The sequence below is a fragment of the Saccharothrix sp. NBAS 001 genome, from assembly GCF_056640475.1.
In genome coordinates this window covers 5,462,368-5,481,408 of sequence record NZ_CM153251.1, presented here as the reverse complement: position 1 = coordinate 5,481,408, position 19,041 = coordinate 5,462,368, and the positions used below count along the sequence as shown (strand labels likewise).

13 protein-coding genes are annotated in these 19,041 nt (G+C 72.7%); 8 read left to right on the top strand and 5 right to left on the bottom strand.

Going from position 1 to position 19,041, the window contains the following annotated elements; genetic code table 11:
- Positions 1–54 precede the first annotated feature (54 nt).
- Genes fxsT through AC0HI0_RS22765 form a run of 3 tightly spaced genes read left to right on the top strand, consistent with a single transcriptional unit; the run spans position 55 to position 5,939 of the window.
- The gene (gene fxsT / locus AC0HI0_RS22775; RefSeq protein ID WP_480925525.1) at positions 55–3,750 is read left to right on the top strand and encodes an FxSxx-COOH system tetratricopeptide repeat protein; all 3,696 of its coding nucleotides are present in this window, start codon (positions 55–57) and stop codon (positions 3,748–3,750) included.
- A gap of 19 nt (positions 3,751–3,769) precedes the next feature.
- Complete coding sequence (locus AC0HI0_RS22770) at positions 3,770–4,732, top strand: hypothetical protein (protein ID WP_480925524.1); 963 nt, start codon at positions 3,770–3,772, stop codon at positions 4,730–4,732.
- 28 nt (positions 4,733–4,760) lie between these two features.
- Complete coding sequence (locus AC0HI0_RS22765) at positions 4,761–5,939, top strand: hypothetical protein (protein WP_480925523.1); 1,179 nt, start codon at positions 4,761–4,763, stop codon at positions 5,937–5,939.
- A gap of 66 nt (positions 5,940–6,005) precedes the next feature.
- On the opposite strand, the gene AC0HI0_RS22760 is transcribed toward AC0HI0_RS22765, so the two are convergent.
- From AC0HI0_RS22760 to AC0HI0_RS22740, 5 genes are all read right to left on the bottom strand, one after another.
- Positions 6,006–6,800 carry a hypothetical protein gene (locus AC0HI0_RS22760; protein WP_480925522.1) on the bottom strand — a complete coding sequence of 265 codons (795 nt, stop codon included), beginning with the start codon at positions 6,798–6,800 and terminating at the stop codon, positions 6,006–6,008.
- Between the two features lie 228 nt (positions 6,801–7,028).
- The gene (locus AC0HI0_RS22755) at positions 7,029–7,925 is read right to left on the bottom strand and encodes an FG-GAP repeat domain-containing protein (protein ID WP_480925521.1); all 897 of its coding nucleotides are present in this window, start codon (positions 7,923–7,925) and stop codon (positions 7,029–7,031) included.
- Positions 7,926–8,201: 276 nt separating this feature from the next.
- A complete protein-coding gene (locus AC0HI0_RS22750) occupies positions 8,202–10,493 on the bottom strand; it encodes a hypothetical protein (protein ID WP_480925520.1) in 2,292 nt (763 codons plus the stop codon).
- Complete coding sequence (locus tag AC0HI0_RS22745) at positions 10,490–11,428, bottom strand: ATP-binding protein (RefSeq protein ID WP_480925519.1); 939 nt, start codon at positions 11,426–11,428, stop codon at positions 10,490–10,492. The genes AC0HI0_RS22750 and AC0HI0_RS22745 overlap by 4 nt, the downstream gene beginning before the upstream one ends.
- A gap of 457 nt (positions 11,429–11,885) precedes the next feature.
- On the bottom strand, positions 11,886–13,283 hold the full coding sequence (locus tag AC0HI0_RS22740) for an SDR family NAD(P)-dependent oxidoreductase (RefSeq protein ID WP_480925518.1): 1,398 nt from the start codon (positions 13,281–13,283) through the stop codon (positions 11,886–11,888).
- 77 nt (positions 13,284–13,360) lie between these two features.
- On the opposite strand from AC0HI0_RS22740, the gene AC0HI0_RS22735 reads away from it, so the two are divergent.
- The 5 genes from AC0HI0_RS22735 (at position 13,361) to AC0HI0_RS22715 (ending at position 19,021) form a co-directional block, all read left to right on the top strand.
- Positions 13,361–14,575 carry a hypothetical protein gene (locus AC0HI0_RS22735; RefSeq protein ID WP_480925517.1) on the top strand — a complete coding sequence of 405 codons (1,215 nt, stop codon included), beginning with the start codon at positions 13,361–13,363 and terminating at the stop codon, positions 14,573–14,575.
- 146 nt (positions 14,576–14,721) lie between these two features.
- The gene (locus AC0HI0_RS22730; protein ID WP_480925516.1) at positions 14,722–15,162 is read left to right on the top strand and encodes a hypothetical protein; all 441 of its coding nucleotides are present in this window, start codon (positions 14,722–14,724) and stop codon (positions 15,160–15,162) included.
- A 213-nt stretch (positions 15,163–15,375) separates the two neighbouring features.
- Complete coding sequence (locus AC0HI0_RS22725; RefSeq protein WP_480925515.1) at positions 15,376–17,454, top strand: tetratricopeptide repeat protein; 2,079 nt, start codon at positions 15,376–15,378, stop codon at positions 17,452–17,454.
- 249 nt (positions 17,455–17,703) lie between these two features.
- Entirely contained in the window at positions 17,704–18,069 is a 366-nt protein-coding gene (locus AC0HI0_RS22720) for a cupin domain-containing protein (protein WP_480925514.1), read from the top strand.
- Between the two features lie 127 nt (positions 18,070–18,196).
- A complete protein-coding gene (locus AC0HI0_RS22715) occupies positions 18,197–19,021 on the top strand; it encodes a hypothetical protein (protein ID WP_480925513.1) in 825 nt (274 codons plus the stop codon).
- Positions 19,022–19,041 lie beyond the last annotated feature (20 nt).

Here is a 19,041-nt window from a genome sequence, read left to right as displayed (position 1 = left end):
GGGACGGCCGCCCGGCGCTCGCGATCCCTTACCCACCGCCGATCTGGAGAGCCGATGAGCAGCAGCGCGGGCCAGGGCCACACCGGGGTGACGGCGTTCCTCTCGGCCACCGGCGGCACCGGCCGCACCAGCGCGGTGGCCAACCTCGCCTGGGTGCTGGCCGCCGCCGGGCAGCGGGTGCTGGTCGTGGACTGGGGTTCCGAGGTGCCCCGGGTGCGCGAGTACCTGGAGCCGTTCCTGGTGTCCCGCCAGGGTTTGCCCGACGCCGTCGGCCGCGCGCTGGTCGCCGCCTACCACGCCGACCCGTCCCGCGAGGACGACCTGCCGCCGGTCGCCGAGCGGTTCGCCCAACCCCGGCCGGACGCCGCCGGCCACATCGACGTGGTCGCGCCGGTGCCGACCGACGCCGCCGGCCGGCCGCGCCCCGAGTCCCGGCACGGCGACGCCGGCGCCATCGCCGGGTTACGCGCCCGGCTCGCCGAATCCGACTACGACCAGGTGCTGATCGACGCGCCCACCGGCGTGTCCGAGGAGTCGCTGACCCTGATCGCCACGCTGTGCGAGCTGGTCGTGGTGTGCTTCCGGCCCCGGCCCCGGGCCATCGCGGACGCCGCCGAACTCGCCGCGCAGGTCCGCAAGCGCGCCCCGCTGCGGATCGACGTGGTGCCGGTCGCGACCCTGTTCGACGACGCCGAGCAGTCCCGCGCGCAGCGCATCCGCTCGCAGATCCACGCCGCGTTCGCCGAGCTGCTGGCCGGGCAGGCCAAGCGGGTCCCCGACGGCGGCACGGTGGAGATCCCGTACCGGCCGTTCGACGCGTTCGACCCGCTGCTCGCGATCCTCGCCGAGGAGCCCGCCGGCGGCGGTGGCCTGGAGGCCCAGTACGGCCGGCTCGCGGCGGCGGTCAGCGGCGGCGCGGTCACCGAGTGCGCGCCGGTGCCGGCCGTGCTGCGGGCCCGCTACCGCCGGGTGTTCGGCCTGGCCTCCGAGGCCGACGCGGACCGGGTAGCCCTCGCCCACGCGCCGCGCGACCGGGCCTGGGCGGACTGGGTGCGCGGCCAGTTGGAGCGCGCGGGCGCGCAGGTCGTGCCGTTCGCCGCGGCCCGTCCCGGGGACGGCGTGGTCGTGCTGGTCTCGCCGTACCGCGACGACGCGGACGTGCCCGCCGGCTCGCTGCGGCTGCTGCTCGCCGAAGAGGACCGGGACCTGCCCGGCCTGTCCGTGCACGCGAACCCGCCGGACACGCTCAGCGCCAAGCTGCTCGGCCACTTCGGCCTGATCGACCGGCCCGGCACCGCGCACGACGCGCCGATGCGGGTCCCCGGCGCGCACCCGGTGGTGTTCCGGCTGCCGCCCCGGCACCGGGGGTTCGTCGGCCGCGACGAGGACATCGAGGCGCTGCGCGACGAGTTCGCCGACGCGGGCGAGGAGCGCGCGGTCGTCACGCTCAACGGCGAACCGGGCGTGGGCAAGAGCGAACTGGCGCTGGAGTACGCCTACCGGTTCTCCGCCGACTACGACGCGGTGTGGTGGCTGTCCGCGCAGGACCGGCAGTCCGTGCAGATGGGCCTGGCCGACCTGGCGGTCAAGCTGCGGCTGCCCGGCTCCACCGACTTCGGCTCGCTGACCGCGCTGGACCGGCTGGCCAACGACCCCGCCTACGCCCGGTTCCTGCTGGTCTACGACAACGCCGACGACCTGGACGCGATCGCCGACCTGCTGCCGCCCGGCGCGACCGGGCACGTGCTGATCACCTCCAACGCGGCCGGCGCGCCATCGGTCGAACTGGTGCCGATGATCGCGGCGGACAGCGTGGCGCTGCTGCTGGACCGGGTGCCCCGGCTGACCCTGGAGGACGCCCGGCGGGTCGCCGACGAGGTGCGGCACCTGCCGCTGGCGCTGGACCTGGTCGGGTCGTGGCTGGCCGAGACCGCGCGCGCCGAGGCGGGCGCGGGCTCCACCGCCGCGGACGCCGCCGGGTGGGCCGTGCGGACCTTCTTCGACCGGCTCGACCGGACCGCCGCGGACAGCGTCGCGCGGGTGGTCGAGGTGGTCACCGGATCGTTGTGGGAGAACGCGATCGGCCGGGTCGCGGTGCTGCTCGCCCGGCTGTGCGCGTTCCTCTCGCCGCAGGGCGTCGACCTCGGGCTGGTCCGCTCGCCCGCGTTCCTGGACCGGGTGGTCGCGATCGGCGGCGCGGACGCCGAGCCGATCGCGCTCGACGCCGGCGAGGTCGACCGGGTGTTGTGGGCGGGCGCGCGGCACGGCCTGTTCCGGGTCGACTGGGGCGACCAGTACTCGTTGCGGCTGCACCGGGTCGTGCAGCGCGCGCTGCGCACCGGGATGCCCCTCGCCGAGCGGGACGCCCGCCAGGCCGACGCGCTGGCCGCGCTGGCCGCGTTCGCGCCGACCGAGGTGGAGGACAAGTCGCCCACCCGGCGGTCCCGGTTCCAGGAACTCCAGCAGCACGTGTTCCCGTCCGGCGCGCTGCGCAGCGCGGACCCGAAGGTCCGCCGCTGGCTGGTCAACCAGGCGCGGTTCCTGTTCACCGACGGCGGCGCGGGCGTGCGGCGGGCGGCGCTGGAGCCGGGCCACGAGCTGCTGGAGTCGTGGACCCGCCGGTTCGGCCCGGACGACCCGCTGCGCAACCGCCTGGCCGCGCAGCTGGCCAACGTGCACCGGGTGCTCGGCGCCCCGGCCGAGGCGCTGCGGCTGGACGACCTGGCGCTGAGCCGCCAGCGCCGGGCGCTGGACCTGTCGCACCCGCAGCCGCTGATCACCGCCCGGGGCCGGGGCGGCGACCTGCGCGGCCTCGGCCTGTTCACCGAGGCGCTGGTGGAGGACCAGGCCACCTGGGCGGGGCTGCGCGAGGTGCTCGGCGAGGACCACCCGGACACCCGGCGCGCGGCCAACAACCTGGCGTCCTCGATGTTCCTGTCCGGCGACCCGGCGGGCGCGCTGGAGCTGGAGGTGGACAACTTCGCCCGCCGCCGGCGGCTGTTCGGCGAGCGCGACGAGTTCACCTGGGCCACCCTCGCCCAGATCGGCCTCTACCACCGGGAACTCGGCCGCTACCCGGAGGCGCTGGAGGCGCTGCTGGAGGCGTCGCAGAAGTTGCAGAGCCTGCGCCCGGAACTCAACCAGACGCAGATCGGCGTGCACTGGAACTACGCCATCGCGCTGCGGCTGGCCGGGCGGACCAGGGCGGCCAAGGAGCGCACCGGCAAGGCGCTGCGGGACTACCGCGAGGTCATCGGCCCCGACCACCCCTACACCCTGGGGTGCGCGCTGAGCTTCTCCGCCGACCACCGGCGGGTCGGCGGCGAACCCGAACTGGCCGTGGAGCTGGCCCGGACCGCGCTGGAGGGCTTCCGGGGCCGCGAAGGCGTCCGCGACCACCACCCGTTCGTCGCGCTGTGCCGGCTGGGCCTGGGGTTGGCGCTGCGCGCCGCGAACGACCACGCCGGCGCGGTGGCGAACGTGGCCGCTGCGGTCGAGACCCTGCGCGCCCGGCTCGGCGACACCCACCCGTGGACGCTCGCGGCGGCGGTGGACGAGGCCCGGGTCCGGTCGGCGGCCGGCGACGTCGACGAGGCGGCCCGGCAGATCGCCGAGGCGCACGCCGACTGCGTCGAGTTCCTCGGGCCCGACCACCCGCACACCGCCGTGGCGGCGCACAACCTGCGCCTGGCCGCGCAGCCCGCCGAGCAGGACTGGCGGGAGTGCGATGTCGACGTCCCGCACACCTGAGCGCGCAGGAGGGAGCAGCGTGGAGCTGTACGAGGAGGCGGCCGAGCACCTCGGCCCCGAGTTCGACACCACCCGGCACGCCTGCCGCGCCGCGGTGGTCAAGAGCCCGGCGCTGCACTACCTCGCGCACTACAGCAGCGGGGTGTTCGACTTCGGTGTGGACGCGCTGGCCGACCCGCCGCCCGAGCCCGACGAGCTGCCCGGCGGCACCCGGCGCGAGGAGCTGAAGCGCCTCGGCCGGCACCTGACGTTCCAGGCCAACGCGCTGGACCGGGCGTTGCAGGAGGTGCGCACCGGGCGGCTGATCCGGACCGTGCTGCACACCGAGGAGGGCGCGCTGTTCTGCGACTCCGTGGTGCCCGCCGAGCACGTCGTGGGCCTGGTGCTGGACCACGCCGGTACCGGCCCGCTGTTCGGCCACCCCGCCGTGGACGAGGCCGACCGGGCGGTCGCCGGGCTGGCGACCGCGCTGCGCTCGGAGCTGAGCCTGGGCTCGCTCAACCCCGGCGGCTGGGAGACCGCCGACGAGGTCGTCCCGCTGCCCGCCGCGGGCGAGCGGGAGCCGTACGTGTCGGCGGGTGAGGGCGCGCTGGCCGAGTGCGTGGACGCGGTGCGCGCGCAGGACCTGCACGTGGTCGCGCACGTGGCGGGCGGCGAGGTGCTGGCCTTGGTCGACCACCTGGCCGACCCGGCGCTCGGGCCGTACTTCAAGGAGATCTCGGTCGAGGCGCGGCGGCGGTTCTACCTCGGGTTCCTGCGCGAGCTGGGCGGGCTGGCGACGCGGCTGAACCGGGCCGTGCGGCCGGTGGTCGGCGGGCTGCTGATGCGCGCGGTGCTGGACGTGGAGATGGGCGCGGTCTACTACTACCGGCTCGGTCCGGGGGAATACGTGGCGGGCGTGACGGTCGACCAGTCACGCGTCGCGGCGGCGGATGATCGAATGTCCGCATTGGCCCAGCAGCTCACTCCATACGGGTCTTGAAGGGCCTCGGCCCATTACCTACGGTGGAATGGTGACGCCCGCTGTCCGTTCGGTCGCGCTCCTGGCCGCACTCGGCGTGGGCTGGATATCCGCGTGGTCGCTGGGGTTGCGGGAAGTCGAGGAATCCACGGCTTACGGGTTCTTCATCACCGCGCTGCTCGGATTCGGGTTGTACGCGAGCACCAGCGGTATCGAGGTCGCCGAATTCCGGCGTGAATTGCGCACGGTGGTCGTCGCGGTGACCCTCGGCGTGCTGGCGAAGGTCGTGCTGATCTTCGCCGTGGTCTACCTGGTGTACCGCGAGCCGTGGCACCTCATCCTGGCCGTGGCGGTCGCCCAGATCGACCCGCTGTCGGTCGCGGCGGTGCGGGCCAAGTCGCGGATGTCGGCGTCGGCCAAGGCGCTGCTGTCGGCGTGGGCGTCGTTCGACGACCCGATCACCGTGCTGCTGACGGTGTACATCACGTCGTTCGCGCTGCGCGGCGGCGCGGTCGGCGGGTTCGGGGCGTTCACCCTCAACTTCGTGCTGAACCTGGCCCTGGCCGGTGGCGCGTACCTGGCGTGGCGGTTCGCGCGCGGGCGCTTCGGCGGTGCCGGCGGGCAGGCCCGGCGGCTGGTGGTGCGGGCGCTGCTGGGGGTCGTGGTGCTGGCCGTGGGGTTCGTCGCGGTGCAGTTCTCGCTGCTGCTGGCGCTGGCGCTGATCGGGTTGTTCTTCCGGCCGGACTTCGGGCGCTGGGTGGACGGGCTGGCCGAGGTCGGCATGTTCACCGCGACGGTGGCGGTCGGGTTGGTGCTCGCCTCGGCGTTCTCGTGGGAGTCTGCCGTGGTCGGCGTGGTGCTCGGGGTCGCGGCGTACCTGGCGCAGGTGGTCGTGGCGTGGGTGCTGACGCTGCCCCGGCGCTGGCGCGGCGACCGGGTGCGGCTGGCGCTGGGGCAGCAGAACGGGTTGACGGCGATCATCCTGGCGCTGCTGCTGGAGCCGGGTTTCCCGGGCGCCATCGCGGTGGTCGCCCCGGCGGTGGTCGTGGTGAACCTGGTGCACGCGTTGGCCAACGGCGCGTACGACCGGTTCCAGCCGCCGTCCGCCGATGACGACGTCGATTCCGGCGCGGGTGTCGGTGGTCGCGCCGAGGTGACCGAGTTGAGGCCGAAGCGGCCGTCGGTGTCGGTTCCGGCGGCGTTCCGGCGGCTTGAGCAAGCCCCGTAGCGCGCCGTCGCCGGCGGGTGCCCCCGCGACCCCGTGGCCGGGATCGCGGGAGCCGTCAGGACCGCGTCAGCACAACGTGATGTGGCTCCAGGAGCCGAAGCCCGGGATGGACTTGAGGTTGACGAAGTTGCCCGCGCCGTCGATGTAGCCCGTGTAGCCCTGGCCGTTGGCGACTTGGTAGAAGAAGAGCCGGTTGCCGCCGGCGTGGGTGATGTGGCTCCAGGAGCCGAAGCCGGGGATGGACTTGAGGTTGGTGAAGTTGCCGGCGGTGTCGATGTAGCCGGTGTAGCCCTGGCCGGTGGCCGCTTGGTAGAAGAACAGCCGGCCATCGCCGATGTGGGTGATGTGGCTCCAGGAGCCGAAGCCGGGGATGGACTTGAGGTTGACGAAGTTGCCGGCGGTGTCGATGTAGCCCGTGTAGCCCTGGCCGGTCGCGGCCTGGTAGAAGAACAGCCGGTTGCCGCCGGCGTAGGTGATGTGGCTCCAGGAGCCGAAGCCCGGGATCGATTTGAGGTTGGTGAAGTTGCCGGCGGTGTCGATGTAGCCGGTGTAGCCCTGGCCGGTGGCCGCTTGGTAGAAGAACAGCCGGCCGCCCCCGATGTGGGTGATGTGGCTCCAGGAGCCGAAGCCCGGGATGGACTTGAGGTTGACGAAGTTGCCCGCGCCGTCGATGTAGCCCGTGTAACCCTGACCGGTCGCGGCCTGGTAGAAGAAGACTCGGCCGCCGCCGACTGCGGTGATGTGGGTCCACGCGCCGAAGCCGGGGATGGACTTGAGGTTGGTGAAGTTGCCCGCGCCGTCGATGTAGCCGGTGTAGCCCTGGCCGGTGGCGCCTTGGTAGAACAGCAGTGGATCGGCCACCGCCGCCGGGGAAGCCCCGGCCCTGGCGGGAAGTGCTTGTGCGGTAACGGATAAGCCGAGGAGCACGGCCACCGCGGTGAGGACCGCGAAAACCGCGCGACTGGTCGAGTGTCTGCTCATGTCTCCCTCGCTGTGTGCTGGGCCCGGCCTCCCGGCGCACGGCATCGCGCGCCGGGAGGCCGGGTGGAGAACAGGTGTTGCGTAGGGCGCTTCGGGGACGACGCCGGACTACCAGCCGTTGCCGATCTGGACCGGGGCCTGGTTCGGGTAGGCGCGCCGGCTGTCACCGGGGTAGAGCCACAGGAGTCGGGTGCTGTCGTTGCGCGCCACGATGTCCTGGTGCCCGTCGCGGTCCCAGTCGCCGAGGTCGGCGTAGGTGAAGGGGTTCCAGCCGTTGCCGATCTGGACGCGGGGGACGTTGGGGTAGCCGCGCACGCTGGTGCCGGGGTAGAGCCAGAGCAGTCCGGTCGAGTCTTCGCGGGCGACCAGGTCTTGGTGGCCGTCGCGGTCCCAGTCGGCGATCCCTGCGTAGGTGTAGCCGTTCCAGCCGTTGCCGATCTGCACGCGGGGGACGTTCGGGTAGCCGCGCACGCTGGTGCCCGGGTAGAGCCAGAGCAGTCCGGTCGAGTTCTCCCGGGCCACGATGTCCTGGTGGCCGTCGCGATCCCAGTCGCCGAGGTCGGCGAACGTGTAGCCGCCCCAGCCGTTGCCGATCTGCACGCGGGGCACGTTGGGGTAGCCGCGCACGCTCGTGCCGGGGTAGAGCCAGAGCAGCCCGGTCGAGTCCTCGCGGGCGACCAGGTCCTGGTGGCCGTCGCGGTCCCAGTCGGCGATGCCGGCGAACGTGTAGCCGTTCCAGCCGTTGCCGATCTGCACGCGGGGGACGTTCGGGTAGCCGCGCACGCTGGTCCCCGGGTAGAGCCAGAGCAGGCCCGACCCGTCCTCGCGGGCGACGATGTCCTGGTGGCCGTCGCGGTCCCAGTCGGCGATGCCGGCGAAGGTGAACGCTTCCAGCGGGCGCGCGGCCGCCGACGGTGCGGGGAGCACGAGCGTCGCGGTGACCAGTGTCGCGGCCACCGCGGCGGTCGATCTGAGCAGGCGGGCGCGCAGGGTTGAGCCGAACATGGAGTGACCTCCGGTCGGGGCGGGATTCTCGGCGGCGGGGACGCCGGTGTCCGGGGCGGCGTCGTATCACCGAGAGTAGGAGTGCGTCACGCCTGGTCACACCGCCGGGCACCGCATCGTGCGAGGGGCGGACGACTCAACCCGGTTCGCCTGTCGGCCGGCTCCGGCGTGGGTAAAGAGACCCAGTCGCGGCGGAGAGCGCAGGTCAGCGGCGAGGGCGCGGCGCGCGGGGGTTCGCCCGAGGGCAGCGCGAGGCGCGGCGGGAGGGGAGCGGGCTCAGCCGGTGTGCGCGGCCTTCAGCACGGCGCGGCGCACGCGCGGGCTGAGGTTGCGCAGCGCGTCGTGGACCTGGTTGCGCCGGGCGATCTGGTTCACGTCCGCCACCAGGCCACCGGAGCGCGCGCTCCACGGCGGCAGGCTGAACAGCGGGTCGAGGTCGAACAGCGGCAGGAACTCCACGATGTCGTCGTAGATCCCGCACAGCTGCTCAAGGCGGTCCTCGGCCTCGGCCGACACCGCGCCGGGCTCACCATCCGCCCGGTACCACTCGGCCACCGCGCCGCGGAACGCCAGCACGGACTTCTGGATGAACACGGCCTTCGCGGCGGCGTCGGTGAACTCCGGCGTCCGCAGCCGCCGGTGCACGGCCTCCTGCGTGGCCGGCGGCGCGAAGTCGAACGCCTCGTTCAGCATCAGGTCGACCTGGATCAGGCCCTCCAGCGCGTCCGCCGCCGCCCGGAACAGCCGCTCCACCTCGCCGGGCAGCCGGTGGTCGGCCGCCTCGCGCGCGGGCGCGGACCCGACCAGCAGGGCCAGCTGCCGGCCGATGGCCGAGAACTGCCGGTCCGACGACGTGCGCACGCCGTCCACGTGCTCCGCCAACTGCTCGATGAACCCGTAGATGCTGGACTGCTGGCGCGACAACTGGTCCATCCGCTGCCGCAGCGCGCTCACCGGGTCCTGCGCGGTCTCCCCGGTCAGCACGATGCTCGTCGCACCGACCAGCGCCTTGAAGTCGTCCGCGAACGTCCGTTCCGAGTAGACCAGCGGTTCGCGGCCCAGCGGTTCGCGCAGCTGGATCGCCACGCCGTCCGCGAGCACCCCGTTGACCAGCAGCACGACCTCGGCGTCGGACTCGGCCTCGCGCACCGCCGACACCCGACGCATCACCGAGGTCACGTCGGCGTTGTCCAGGAGGGACCCGGTGACCAGCACCGCGCACCTGCCGTCGCGGTCCGGGAAGGTGATCCAGAAGTCCGCCATGGACTCCTCGCCCGCGCCGAGCAGGTGGTTGCGCCAGTACTCCCAGCCGTTCGCGTCCAGCAGCCGCCGCACCGAACCGTCCAGGTCGTCCGCGCTCAACGAGCCGAACAGGTCGCGCGCCGCCTGCCGCACCATCTCGTCGGTCGCGGTCACCTCCGGGTCGCCGGTCGCGTTCGCCCGGTCGTCCACGAGCCGGAACACCCGGTGGCACAGGCGGACCACGTTGCGGGTGTTGCCGCCGGCCACGTCGCGCAGGTACCGCACGGTCTCCGGCGTGAACGGCGCGAGCGCCGCCACCCCCGTCACGGCCTCCTGCGCGCGCAGGACGAACTCGCGCACCTGCGCGTGACCGAGCCCGGACATGGTCACGGTGTACGGGATGCGCTGCCGGACGGCGGGCGACAGCACCGCCTTGAACTCCGGCAGGCCGCACAGCACCAGGCACGCGCCGGCCTTCGCGAACACCTGCAACATGGTCTGGAACGCGGCCATGGTCCGGGCCTGCGGCCGACTGTCGGCGGAGAAGATCTTGTCCAGCTCGTCCACGGCCAGCACGAACCGCCGCTGCCGCCCGCCGAACAGCAGGGCGAACACCCCCATCGCCTCCAGCGCCGCGACCTCGGTGTCGATCGGCGCGGTGATGCCGCGCTCCACCAGCACCTGGTCCGGTGCGCCGCCCAGCAGCCACGACCACACGGCGTGCTCGAAGCCGGGCCGCAGCAGCAACGTCAGCGCGGTGCCGAAGTCCTTGTTGTTGGTGACCTGCCGCAGCTTGTCCTGGACGGTCCGCAGCAGCGCGCTCTCCATGAGCCCCAGCCGCTCCACGACCTCCTGCGGCTCCAGGCTGCGGCTGCCCAGCCACTCCAGGGTCTCGGCGGTCAACCCGGTGCTCTGCAACGACTCCGCGACGATGTCGGCGTAGTAGTCGCTGACCTGCGCGCGCACGCCGTCGCGCCCGAGCCGCTGCATGAACCGCCGGTACAGCTCGACGAAGCTCTCCGCGGTCGCCTCCAGGTACAGCGCGCGCGACGGGTCGTCGAGCACCTTGCGGGCGTGCCGCACCAGCCGCACGGCGAGGTGGGTCTTGCCGGTGCCGTAATCGCCGAGCACGGCCAGCACGGTGCCCGCGCCCGGCTCGGCCCGCAGGTACCCGTCGAGGTGGGCGACCGCCTGGCGGGAGGCGTCGGTGGAGATGGTGACGTCGACCGCGTCGAAATCGTCCTCGACGTCGTCGATGATCAGCGCGACCGCCATCGGCGAGAAGGGGTTCTTCCGCAGGTGCGGGAGTTCGTCGCTGCCGTTCATGGCTGCATCCCCAGTCCGTTGAGGTACGCCCGGATGTCGTCCACCGTCACCTGGTCGGCTTCGGTGTAGCTTAGGCCGGCTTCGAGCTTCCGCTCGTACGTGCCGTGCAGGATCCGCTGCAACATCGCGACCGATCGACATATTTTGCTGAGCAATTCGGCCGCCTGATCGCTCAGTTGTGGATAAATTCCGGCCGCGGTGTGCCGGGCCAGCCGGTCGTCCGCGAACCGCTCCGGGTCGCCGTCCTCCAGCCCGCCGACCAGCAGCGTGATCGGCGGGACCCACGCCTCCAGCCGGCGGACGAGTTCGGCGATCTCGTCCGCGCCGAAGAACGCGGACTCGGCGAAGAACAGCACGCGCGGACTGCGCAGTTGACGCGCGTACCGGATGACCTCGTCCAGCAGTTCGTTCGGCGAGGGCAGCAGCACGAGCAGCACCACGTCGACGTCGAGCGCGCGGCCGAGCCGGGGGAAGATCCGCTTGGGGTTGTCCCGGTCGCCGCGCAGCGTCTCGGCCGACTGCGGGCTCATCGCCCCGTGGTCGACCAGCTTGTCGAAGAGTTGGTCGCACACCTGCACGGTGCGCTCGTGGATGGACAGCTCCTCGTCCTCGGGCAGGCACCCGGTGAGGTCGATCACGACCCCGCGCAGGCCGCGTCCGGCCAGCTCCCGCACGGTCCAGTCGGCGCACCGGTTGACCAGCGCGGTCTTGCCGCAGCCGGAATCGCCGGTGACCAGCACCAGGCGGCCGTCCTCCAGCACGCCGGTCAGGTCGCCGACCTCCTGCTGGAACTCCTGGAACGCGCTCTCGGCGCCGTCGACGTCGACGTAGTAGTCGCGGTGCGCTTTGCGGTCCCACGGGCGCAGCGGGCGCATCGGCGTGCTTTCCCAGCCGGGGAGCGGGAAGGGGTTGATGGGGCGGCGCGGGACGTTCATCCGCCGGCCGCCGCGCGTGGTGCGGAACGTGCGTGTGATGCGGGTCGTGCGTGCGGTGCGGGTCGTGCGGGGTGTGCGTGTGGTGCGTGCGGTGCGGGGTGTGCGTGTGGTGCGGTTGGCGCTGGGTGACAGAGGTGGCGGTTGGGCGTCACCCGGTCGAGGGGTTGCCGTGGTCGCCGGTGAGCGCGGGGCGGTGTGGCGGACGGGTGTGGCGGGACGCCGCGCGGGGCCGGTAAGTGGCGGCGCGGGGCAGATCGCGAAGAACGCGCAGGTGCGTGGTGGCATGGGGGGACGGCGGCGCGATCCGCCCGCCCGCGACCCATGCGCACCCCCCGCTCAACGACCGCACCAGCCTACCGACGGAGAGTCGCACACGAGGACGGATTCGTTAACGGCCTTACCCGGATGGCGGACGGCCGTTGCTCCTTTCCACAAAACGCGGAATCGCGGAGCGGAATCACCACGCGGCGGGCGCGTAGTCCTTGAGGAAGCAGCCGCGCAGGTCCTCGCCGAGTTCGCCGCGCACGATCGGGTCGTACACCCGGGCCGCGCCGTCGACCAGGTCCAGCGGCGCGTGGAACCCCTCGGCGGCCAGCCGCATCTTGGTCGGGTGCGGGCGCTCGTCGGTGATCCAGCCGGTGTCGACGGCGGTCATCAGGATGCCGTCGGTCTCCAGCATCTCCTCGGCGCTGGTCCGGGTCAGCATGTTGAGCGCGGCCTTGGCCATGTTCGTGTGCGGGTGGCCGGGACCCTTGTAGGCGCGGCTGAACTGGCCCTCCATCGCGGAGACGTTCACCACGTACTTGCGCCGCGCGGTCGACGCGGCCATGGCCGGCCGCAACCGGGAGATCAGGATGAACGGCGCGGTGCTGTTGCACAGCTGCACCTCCAGCAGCTCGACCGGGTCGACCTCGTCGACCCGCTGCACCCAGCTGTTCACCGAGGCCACGTCCGGCACCAGGCCGCCGGCGTCGATCAGCTCCGACCCGGCGGTCAGCGCCAGCGCGGTGACCTCGGGCATGCTCGCGGCGAGCCCGTCGAGCCCGCTGGTCAGCGCGATCGGGTGGGCGGCCACGCCGTGCCCGAAGGTGATCAGCTCGGGGAGCGGGCCGGCGGGCAGCGGCGCGTTCTCGGCGGCGACCAGCGGCGCGTACGCGTCGGACGACCGGCGCACGGTCTGCGCGGCGTTGTTGATCAGGATGTCCAGCGGCCCGGCCGAGGCCACCGAGTCGGCCAGCCGGACGACCTGGCTCGGGTCGCGCAGGTCGATGCCGACCACGCGCAGCCGGTGCAGCCACTCCGCGCTGTCGGGCATCGAGGCGAACCGGCGCACGGCGTCGTGCGGGAACCGGGTGGTGATGGTGGTGTGCGCGCCGTCGCGGAGCAGCCGCAGCGCGATGTACATGCCGATCTTGGCCCGGCCACCGGTGAGCAGCGCGCGCTTGCCGGTCAGGTCGGTGCTCGCGTCCCGCCTGCTGCGGTTCAGCTCGGCGCACGCCGGGCAGAGCTGGTGGTAGAAGGCGTCCACCTCGGTGTAGCGCTTCTTGCACGTGTAGCAGGACCGGGCGCGCAGCAGCGTGCCCACCACCGCGCCGGGCTCGGGCTCCTGGAGCAGGACGCCGCGCGTCTCGTCGTCGATGCGGGTCGGCGAGCCGGTGGCGGTCGCCTCGGTCACCGCGCGGTCGGCCTCGGTGACGGCCTGGCGGCGGTCGGCCTTGCGGCGCTTGCGCACCGTCTTGTAGATGCTGGAGGTGGCCCGGCGGATGGCCACCACGTCCGGGTGCTCGGTGGGCAGTTCCTCCACCTGGGCGAGCACCCTCAGGGCGATTTCCATCTCGGCGGGGTCGATTTGCACGGTCAAAATCCTACCTGGGCGAAAATTCGTCCCCCGGATGGGTGAAATCGGCGTGAAGCAGCGCTAGGGTGCCCCGCATGTCTACCGCGGGTCCGCGGGTGCGCCGCCTGGCCCACCCCGACGCCGACATCAGGGCACGGGCGCTGCGCCTGCCCCGCAACCGTCCCGTCCTCGCCGTCCTCGGCCCGGTCGACGCGCCGGAGGCCGAGCGGGCCGCCGCCGTCCTGCCTGTGCTCAGAGCCGTGCTCGCCGCCGCCGCGCAACGCGACGCGGTCGTGCTCACGGCGGGTGCGGACACCGGCATCACGCACCTGGTCGGCCTGGCCGCCGACGCGCTGGACGGCAAGTGGCCCCGGCTGGTCGGCGTCGCGCCGTCCGGGAAGGTCGCGGTGGACGCCGAGCCCGTGGGCGGCGAGGTGCGCCTCAACGGCAACCACGACACGGCCGTGCTGGTGCCCGGCTCGCAGTGGGGCGAAGAGGTGCCGGTGCTGTTGCGGACCGTCGAGGCGATCGCGGGCACCCGCAGGCCGGCGCTCGCGCTGCTGGTCGGCGGCGGGCCCGCGGCGCACGCGGCGCTGGTCGACCACCTGGGGCGGGACCGGCCGTTGCTGGTGCTGGCCGGGACCGGCGGCCTGGCCGACGACCTCGCGGCCGGCCGGGTCGACGGCGACCTGGAGGTGCTGGTGCGCAGCGGCCGGGTGGCCGTGGTGCACCTGGACGAGGGGCCGGACCGGGTGGTGGCGGTGCTGCACCGGGTGTTCGGCGGGAGGCCGGGCGACGCGCTGTACGCCGACGTGCCGCCGCCCGCGGTGTGGCCGCGCCTGCGGTTCCGCGAGCCGTCGCCGGTGCCGGTGATCGATCCCGGGTACGTGCTGGACTACCCGTTGCTGGCGGACGCGATCCACGAGGCGAACCAGGTGGTCGCGCCGGTGCTGCACGAGCAGGAGGTGGCCGCGTTCCGGGAGCGCGAGCGGGCCCGGTTGCTGGTGGTCGCGGCGATCGCGGCGGGGTTCGCGGCGACGGCGTTCGGGGCGTTGCAGGCGTGGCTGCGGGACGAGCCGTGGCCCGGCGTGCTGCTGGCGGTCGCCGGGGCGGGTGCGGCGGTGTTGGCGGTGCTGGGGCGTGGCGGGGAGAACCCCGACGCGCGGGCTCGGGCGGAGCGGTTGCGGGCGTTGTACTTCGACCACTTGGCCGCGCCGGCGGCGGTCGACGGGGTGGAGCGCGAGGAGCGGGCGCGGGAGTTGGCGACCGAGGTGGCGCGCCACCGTCACGAGCCGGCGGGGCGGTCATGAGCGGCGGAGTCGTGCGTGGTGAGGCCGTGAGCGGTGGCGCGGCGGGTGTCGATGCTGCGAGCGGTGGCGCGGTGGGTGGCGGCGCGGTGGGTGTCGAGGCCGTGAGTGGTGGGGCTGTGGGTGGTGGGGCTGTGGGTGGTGGGGCTGTGGGTGGTGGGGCTGGGAAGCCTGGAGGCGACGCCGGGCGGGACGACCACCGTGAGCAGTTCCTGCGGGCGTACCTGAGGCATCGCGTCGGCGAGCGGCTGGCCGGGTTCGAGCAGGCCCGCAACCGGTACGCGTCGGCTCGGCGGTGGACGACGGCGTCGACTGTGTTGTTGTTCACGGCGGCAGCGGCGGCGGGCGCGGTCGCGGTGGCCGACCCGGGGCGGCGGGCACTGTGGGGGTTCCTGGCCACGGTCGCGGCGGCGCTGGCGACGGCGGTCGCGGTGTACGAGGCGGCGTTCGCGTTCCGGGCCCAGGCGCGCAGGTCGGCGCACGGTGTGGCGTTGCTGCACCTGCTCCAGGCGCACGGCGCGCCGCAGGGCGAGGACGGCGTGGACGTTTTCCGCACCGAAGTGGAAAGCGTGTTGCGGCATTCGGACTAGTTCGGTCCGACCCGGTGCTATTGCCCGGTCTTATGGATTCGGGGAGTGGAACCTGCCCTTTTGCGTTTTCCCCCACTAAAGTCGGGCACTCCGCGCCGTTTTCCGTGGAGGTTCCCGTGCCACCGAAGATGAAGAAGATCCGGATCCGTCTGCCCGGACCTGTCCCGCTGGCCGCCGCCGCGTGCCTGGTCCCGGCTCTGGCGAGCTGACCTGATGGCCGACCACCTGTGGCTCCGCGCCCGCCGCGCGGTCGACCGCGCCCGGCTGCGCTCCGGGCTGGAACTGCCGCCCGCGCTGGCCGACGTGGACGCGCACCGCGGGCTGCGCGGCCCGTACACCGCCGGCGGGACCCTGTTGCGGGCGTTGGCCGACGACGCCTTCGCGCGGTGTCCCGAACTCGCCGCGCGGCACAACACCGAGCTGGCCACGGCCGCGCCGGAACTCGCGGTGTCGGTGCCGACGGCGTGGGCCACCCTGGAGTGGACGGTCGGCGACGAGCAGCGCACCCGGTACTACTCGCGCCTGCACACCAGGAACATCGCCAACGGCATCGCGGACTTCCTGCGGGCGTACCTGGCGGCGCTGGGCGACGAACCGCGCACGCTGTTCGTGGACAACGTGCACCACGCGGACCCGACGGATCGCGAGCTGCTGGCGGTGTTGTTGCGGCGGCAGGACATTCCGCAGCTGACGATCGTGGTGGGCACCGGCCTGGACCCGGTGGTCGACCCGCCGGGCGAGGTCGCGGTGTCGCTGGCGGAGGTGCTGCCGGCGTTCGCGCGCCGGGTGGACTGCGTGGTGGAGACCACGCCGGCCGGCGATTACGTGCTCAGCGACGGCACGACGGACGACCCGGCCGCCGTCGAGGTGTACTCGGCGTTGCCGGCGCAGGAGCGGGCCCGGCGGCACGACGCGCGGTGCGCCGAGCTGTACGCGCTGGGCGAGCAGTCGCTGGCGTTGGGGGCGATTCCGTTCCACGCGGTGCGGGGCAGCCGGCCCGAAGCGGGCGTGCAGGCCGTCAAGCACGCGTTGGGGCACTGCCGCAAGGTGGGGCTCTACCACGCGGCGGCGTCGTTGGCGTTGCTGGGGCGGGACCTGGTCGAGCGGGGTTCCGGCGATTGGTGGCACTTCACCGAAGCGGCGGGGGCTTCGTTGGCCGTTGCCGGGCGGGCGGAGGAAGCGGCCGTCGTCTACGAGTCCGCCTCGCAGGTGGTGGACGGCGTGGCCCAGCGGCTGCGACTGGCGTACGGGATGGCGATGCTGCACGTGCGCCACCTGCCGGAATCGCAGCGGGACCTGGGGCGGGCCCGCGCGTACATGAACCAGGCCCTGGCGCTGGCGGCGGAGCTGGACGACCCGGAGGGGTGCGTTTTCCACTCGGTGTTCGCGCGCAACGGAGTGGCGCTGGTGGAGATGCGCGAAGGCCGGGTGGCGGAGGCGTTGCGGCTGATCGAAGAGGGGCGGGCCGCGCTGGACCGGGTGTTCGGCGATGACGAGCACCCGTTGTTGCGTTCGGTGTTGCGCCTGAACCGGGGTGTGCTGCTGGGCATGGCGGGGAGGCCGGAGGAGGCGTTGGCCGAGCACTCCGCCAACGCGTTGGTGGATCCGGGTTTCTTCGAACACCACTTCCACCGGGGGGTGTTGTTGCGGCGGCTGGGGCGCAACGAGGAAGCGGCGGCGGCGTTCGAGCGGGTGCTGCCGTTGTCCCCGCCGTTTCCCGAGGTGCACTACAACCTGGGTGACGTGCTGTTGGAGTTGGGGGACGTGCGGCGTGCGCTCGCGGCGTTCGACTACGTGCTGGAGTTGGATCCGGGACATGTGCCGGCGTTGGTGAACCGGGCGTCGCTGCGGTGCGAGGTGGGCGATTCGCACGGCGCTTGGGACGACGTCCGGGCCGGATTGGCGTTGTCGGCGGACAACGTGCACCTGATGTGCGTGCAGGGGCGGTTGTTGGTGGAGGGCGGGGATCCCCGGCGGGCGTCGGACGTGGTGACGGCGGCGTTGCGGGTGGATCCCGGGTTCGCGCCGGGGTGGGCGTTGCGGGGGCAGATCCGGTTCGAGGGCGGGGATTTCGACGGGGCGTTGGCGGATTTCGACCGGGCGGTGGGGTTGGCCGATCTGCCGGAGGTGCGGTTCAACCGGGCGGTGGTGTTCGAGAAGGTGGGGCGGTTCGGGGACGCTGCGGCCGACTACCGGTCGGTGTTGGCGGTGACGGACGACGCTGATGCCCGGTCGCGCTTGGAGTTCTGCGTCAAGGCGGCTGCGGCTGCGGCGGCTGCTGCTGCTCGGTAGGAGTGGTGGGGGAGGGAGTGGTGGGGGAAGGGGAGGGGGAGAGGGGGAAGGGAGGAGGGGGGAAGGGGAAGGGAGGAGGGGGAAGGGAGGAGGGGGAAGGGAGGAGGGGCGGGATAGGGAATCCTGATGGGCTGATCAGTGGTAAGCGCTTGCTGGTGGGTGTGGGCCGGCGATAATGTGCGGCACATTTCGGGCGCGGTTCTGCTGGGGAGAGCGCATGGGATCGTCCGTTCGGGGTGGGTAGGCGCGGTGGAGATCCGCAGGTTGGATCCGGATGAGCTGGTACGTGATGACGGGTTGGTGGCACGGCGGTTGATGCCGTGGCCGTTGGTGAACGCACCCTTCGACGGGTCGTGGTGCGTGGTGCGGCCAGGGGCTTCGTCGTCCACGCACGGGCATCGGGAGCATGAGATCTGGGTGGCTGTGTCAGGGGTTGCGGAGATCGTGACGGCTGACGGGGCGGTGCCGTTCGCGGCTGGTGACATCGTGCACTTTCGGCCTTACGAGGACCACCAGGTGGTGAACCGGTCGGAGGAGGATTTCCAGTTCTTCGCGGCTTGGTGGGATTTGGAGATGGCGGAGAGGTACGCGGCACGTGATGAAGACGGGGTGTGACCGGTTGCCGGTGGCGGCGCTGCTGGCTGCTGGGCGGAGTTGGTAGCTGCTGGGCGGAGGTGGTGGTGGCCGGTGGTGGTGGTTGGCGGCGGCGGTGGTGCTGGTAGTGGCTGGTTGGCCTGGCCGGATGGTGGCTGAGGGCTTCGGCGCGGTGTTGGAGCGGTTGGCGGAGCGCAGGCAGCGGGAACTGGGTGAGGTGGCCCGGTTGGCCGATGTGGATGGCCTGGAGGAAGTGCTTCGGGGCGCTTTGCCGAGTCCGTCCTCGTTGCGGCGGCTCGCTGTCGTCCTCGGTCTGCGCGCACCGGACCTTTTCGTGATGGCCGGTGTCGACGTGCCGGAAGATCTCGCTCCGGTGGATGGTCGGGCGGGCTCGGCGGTGCCTGATCTGATTCGGATCGTGGTCGACCTGCGGGTGGGACAACGGGACGTCGTGCGCGAGTTCGCGGCGTCGCTGCCCCAGGCGTCGAGGGTGCCCGGGGTTGGGTTGCCGGTGTTCGAGCGGTATCCGGATGGCCCCGGTGGCGTGCTGATGCGCTTGGCGCGGAATCGCAATCTCGGCTGGGGGCCTTTGTCCAAGACCTTCTACGCGGTCACGGGCCGCTACTGGTCTGCTGCCACGTACGGTGGGGTCGGGCGTGGCACGGTTGGTCTGACTGTTGACCTTGTGGACGACTTCGGCGCTGTTCTCGGGGTGCCGTCGGGGGATTTGGCGGTGGTGACGGGGATCGGGTCGTCGGACGCGTCTTCGGTGGGCAAGGCGATCGACGGTGTGGCGGAACTGATTTGGGACGTGCGGCGACTTACCCGGAGTCAGGTTCGGGAGGTCGCGGATCTCGCGTTGGCGCTTAAAGAGTCCTCGCCGGACGGGCGAGCCGCCAAGGATGACGAAAAGAAAGGGCGGGCGTCGTGTCATCCCCGTACGGCCCGGTCGGAGACAACCACCCTTGAGTAGGGAGCGCAAGCGAAAAGCGT

Excerpts from the sequence above, each read along its gene's own strand:
- fxsT (WP_480925525.1), top strand. The coding sequence starts at position 55 with ATGAGCAGCAGCGCGGGCCAGGGCCACACCGGGGTGACGGCGTTCCTC.
- AC0HI0_RS22765 (WP_480925523.1), top strand. The coding sequence starts at position 4,761 with ATGGTGACGCCCGCTGTCCGTTCGGTCGCGCTCCTGGCCGCACTCGGC.
- AC0HI0_RS22755 (WP_480925521.1), bottom strand. The coding sequence starts at position 7,925 with ATGTTCGGCTCAACCCTGCGCGCCCGCCTGCTCAGATCGACCGCCGCG.
- AC0HI0_RS22750 (WP_480925520.1), bottom strand. The coding sequence starts at position 10,493 with ATGAACGGCAGCGACGAACTCCCGCACCTGCGGAAGAACCCCTTCTCG.
- AC0HI0_RS22745 (WP_480925519.1), bottom strand. The coding sequence starts at position 11,428 with ATGAACGTCCCGCGCCGCCCCATCAACCCCTTCCCGCTCCCCGGCTGG.
- AC0HI0_RS22735 (WP_480925517.1), top strand. The coding sequence starts at position 13,361 with ATGTCTACCGCGGGTCCGCGGGTGCGCCGCCTGGCCCACCCCGACGCC.
- AC0HI0_RS22725 (WP_480925515.1), top strand. The coding sequence starts at position 15,376 with ATGGCCGACCACCTGTGGCTCCGCGCCCGCCGCGCGGTCGACCGCGCC.
- AC0HI0_RS22715 (WP_480925513.1), top strand. The coding sequence starts at position 18,197 with ATGGTGGCTGAGGGCTTCGGCGCGGTGTTGGAGCGGTTGGCGGAGCGC.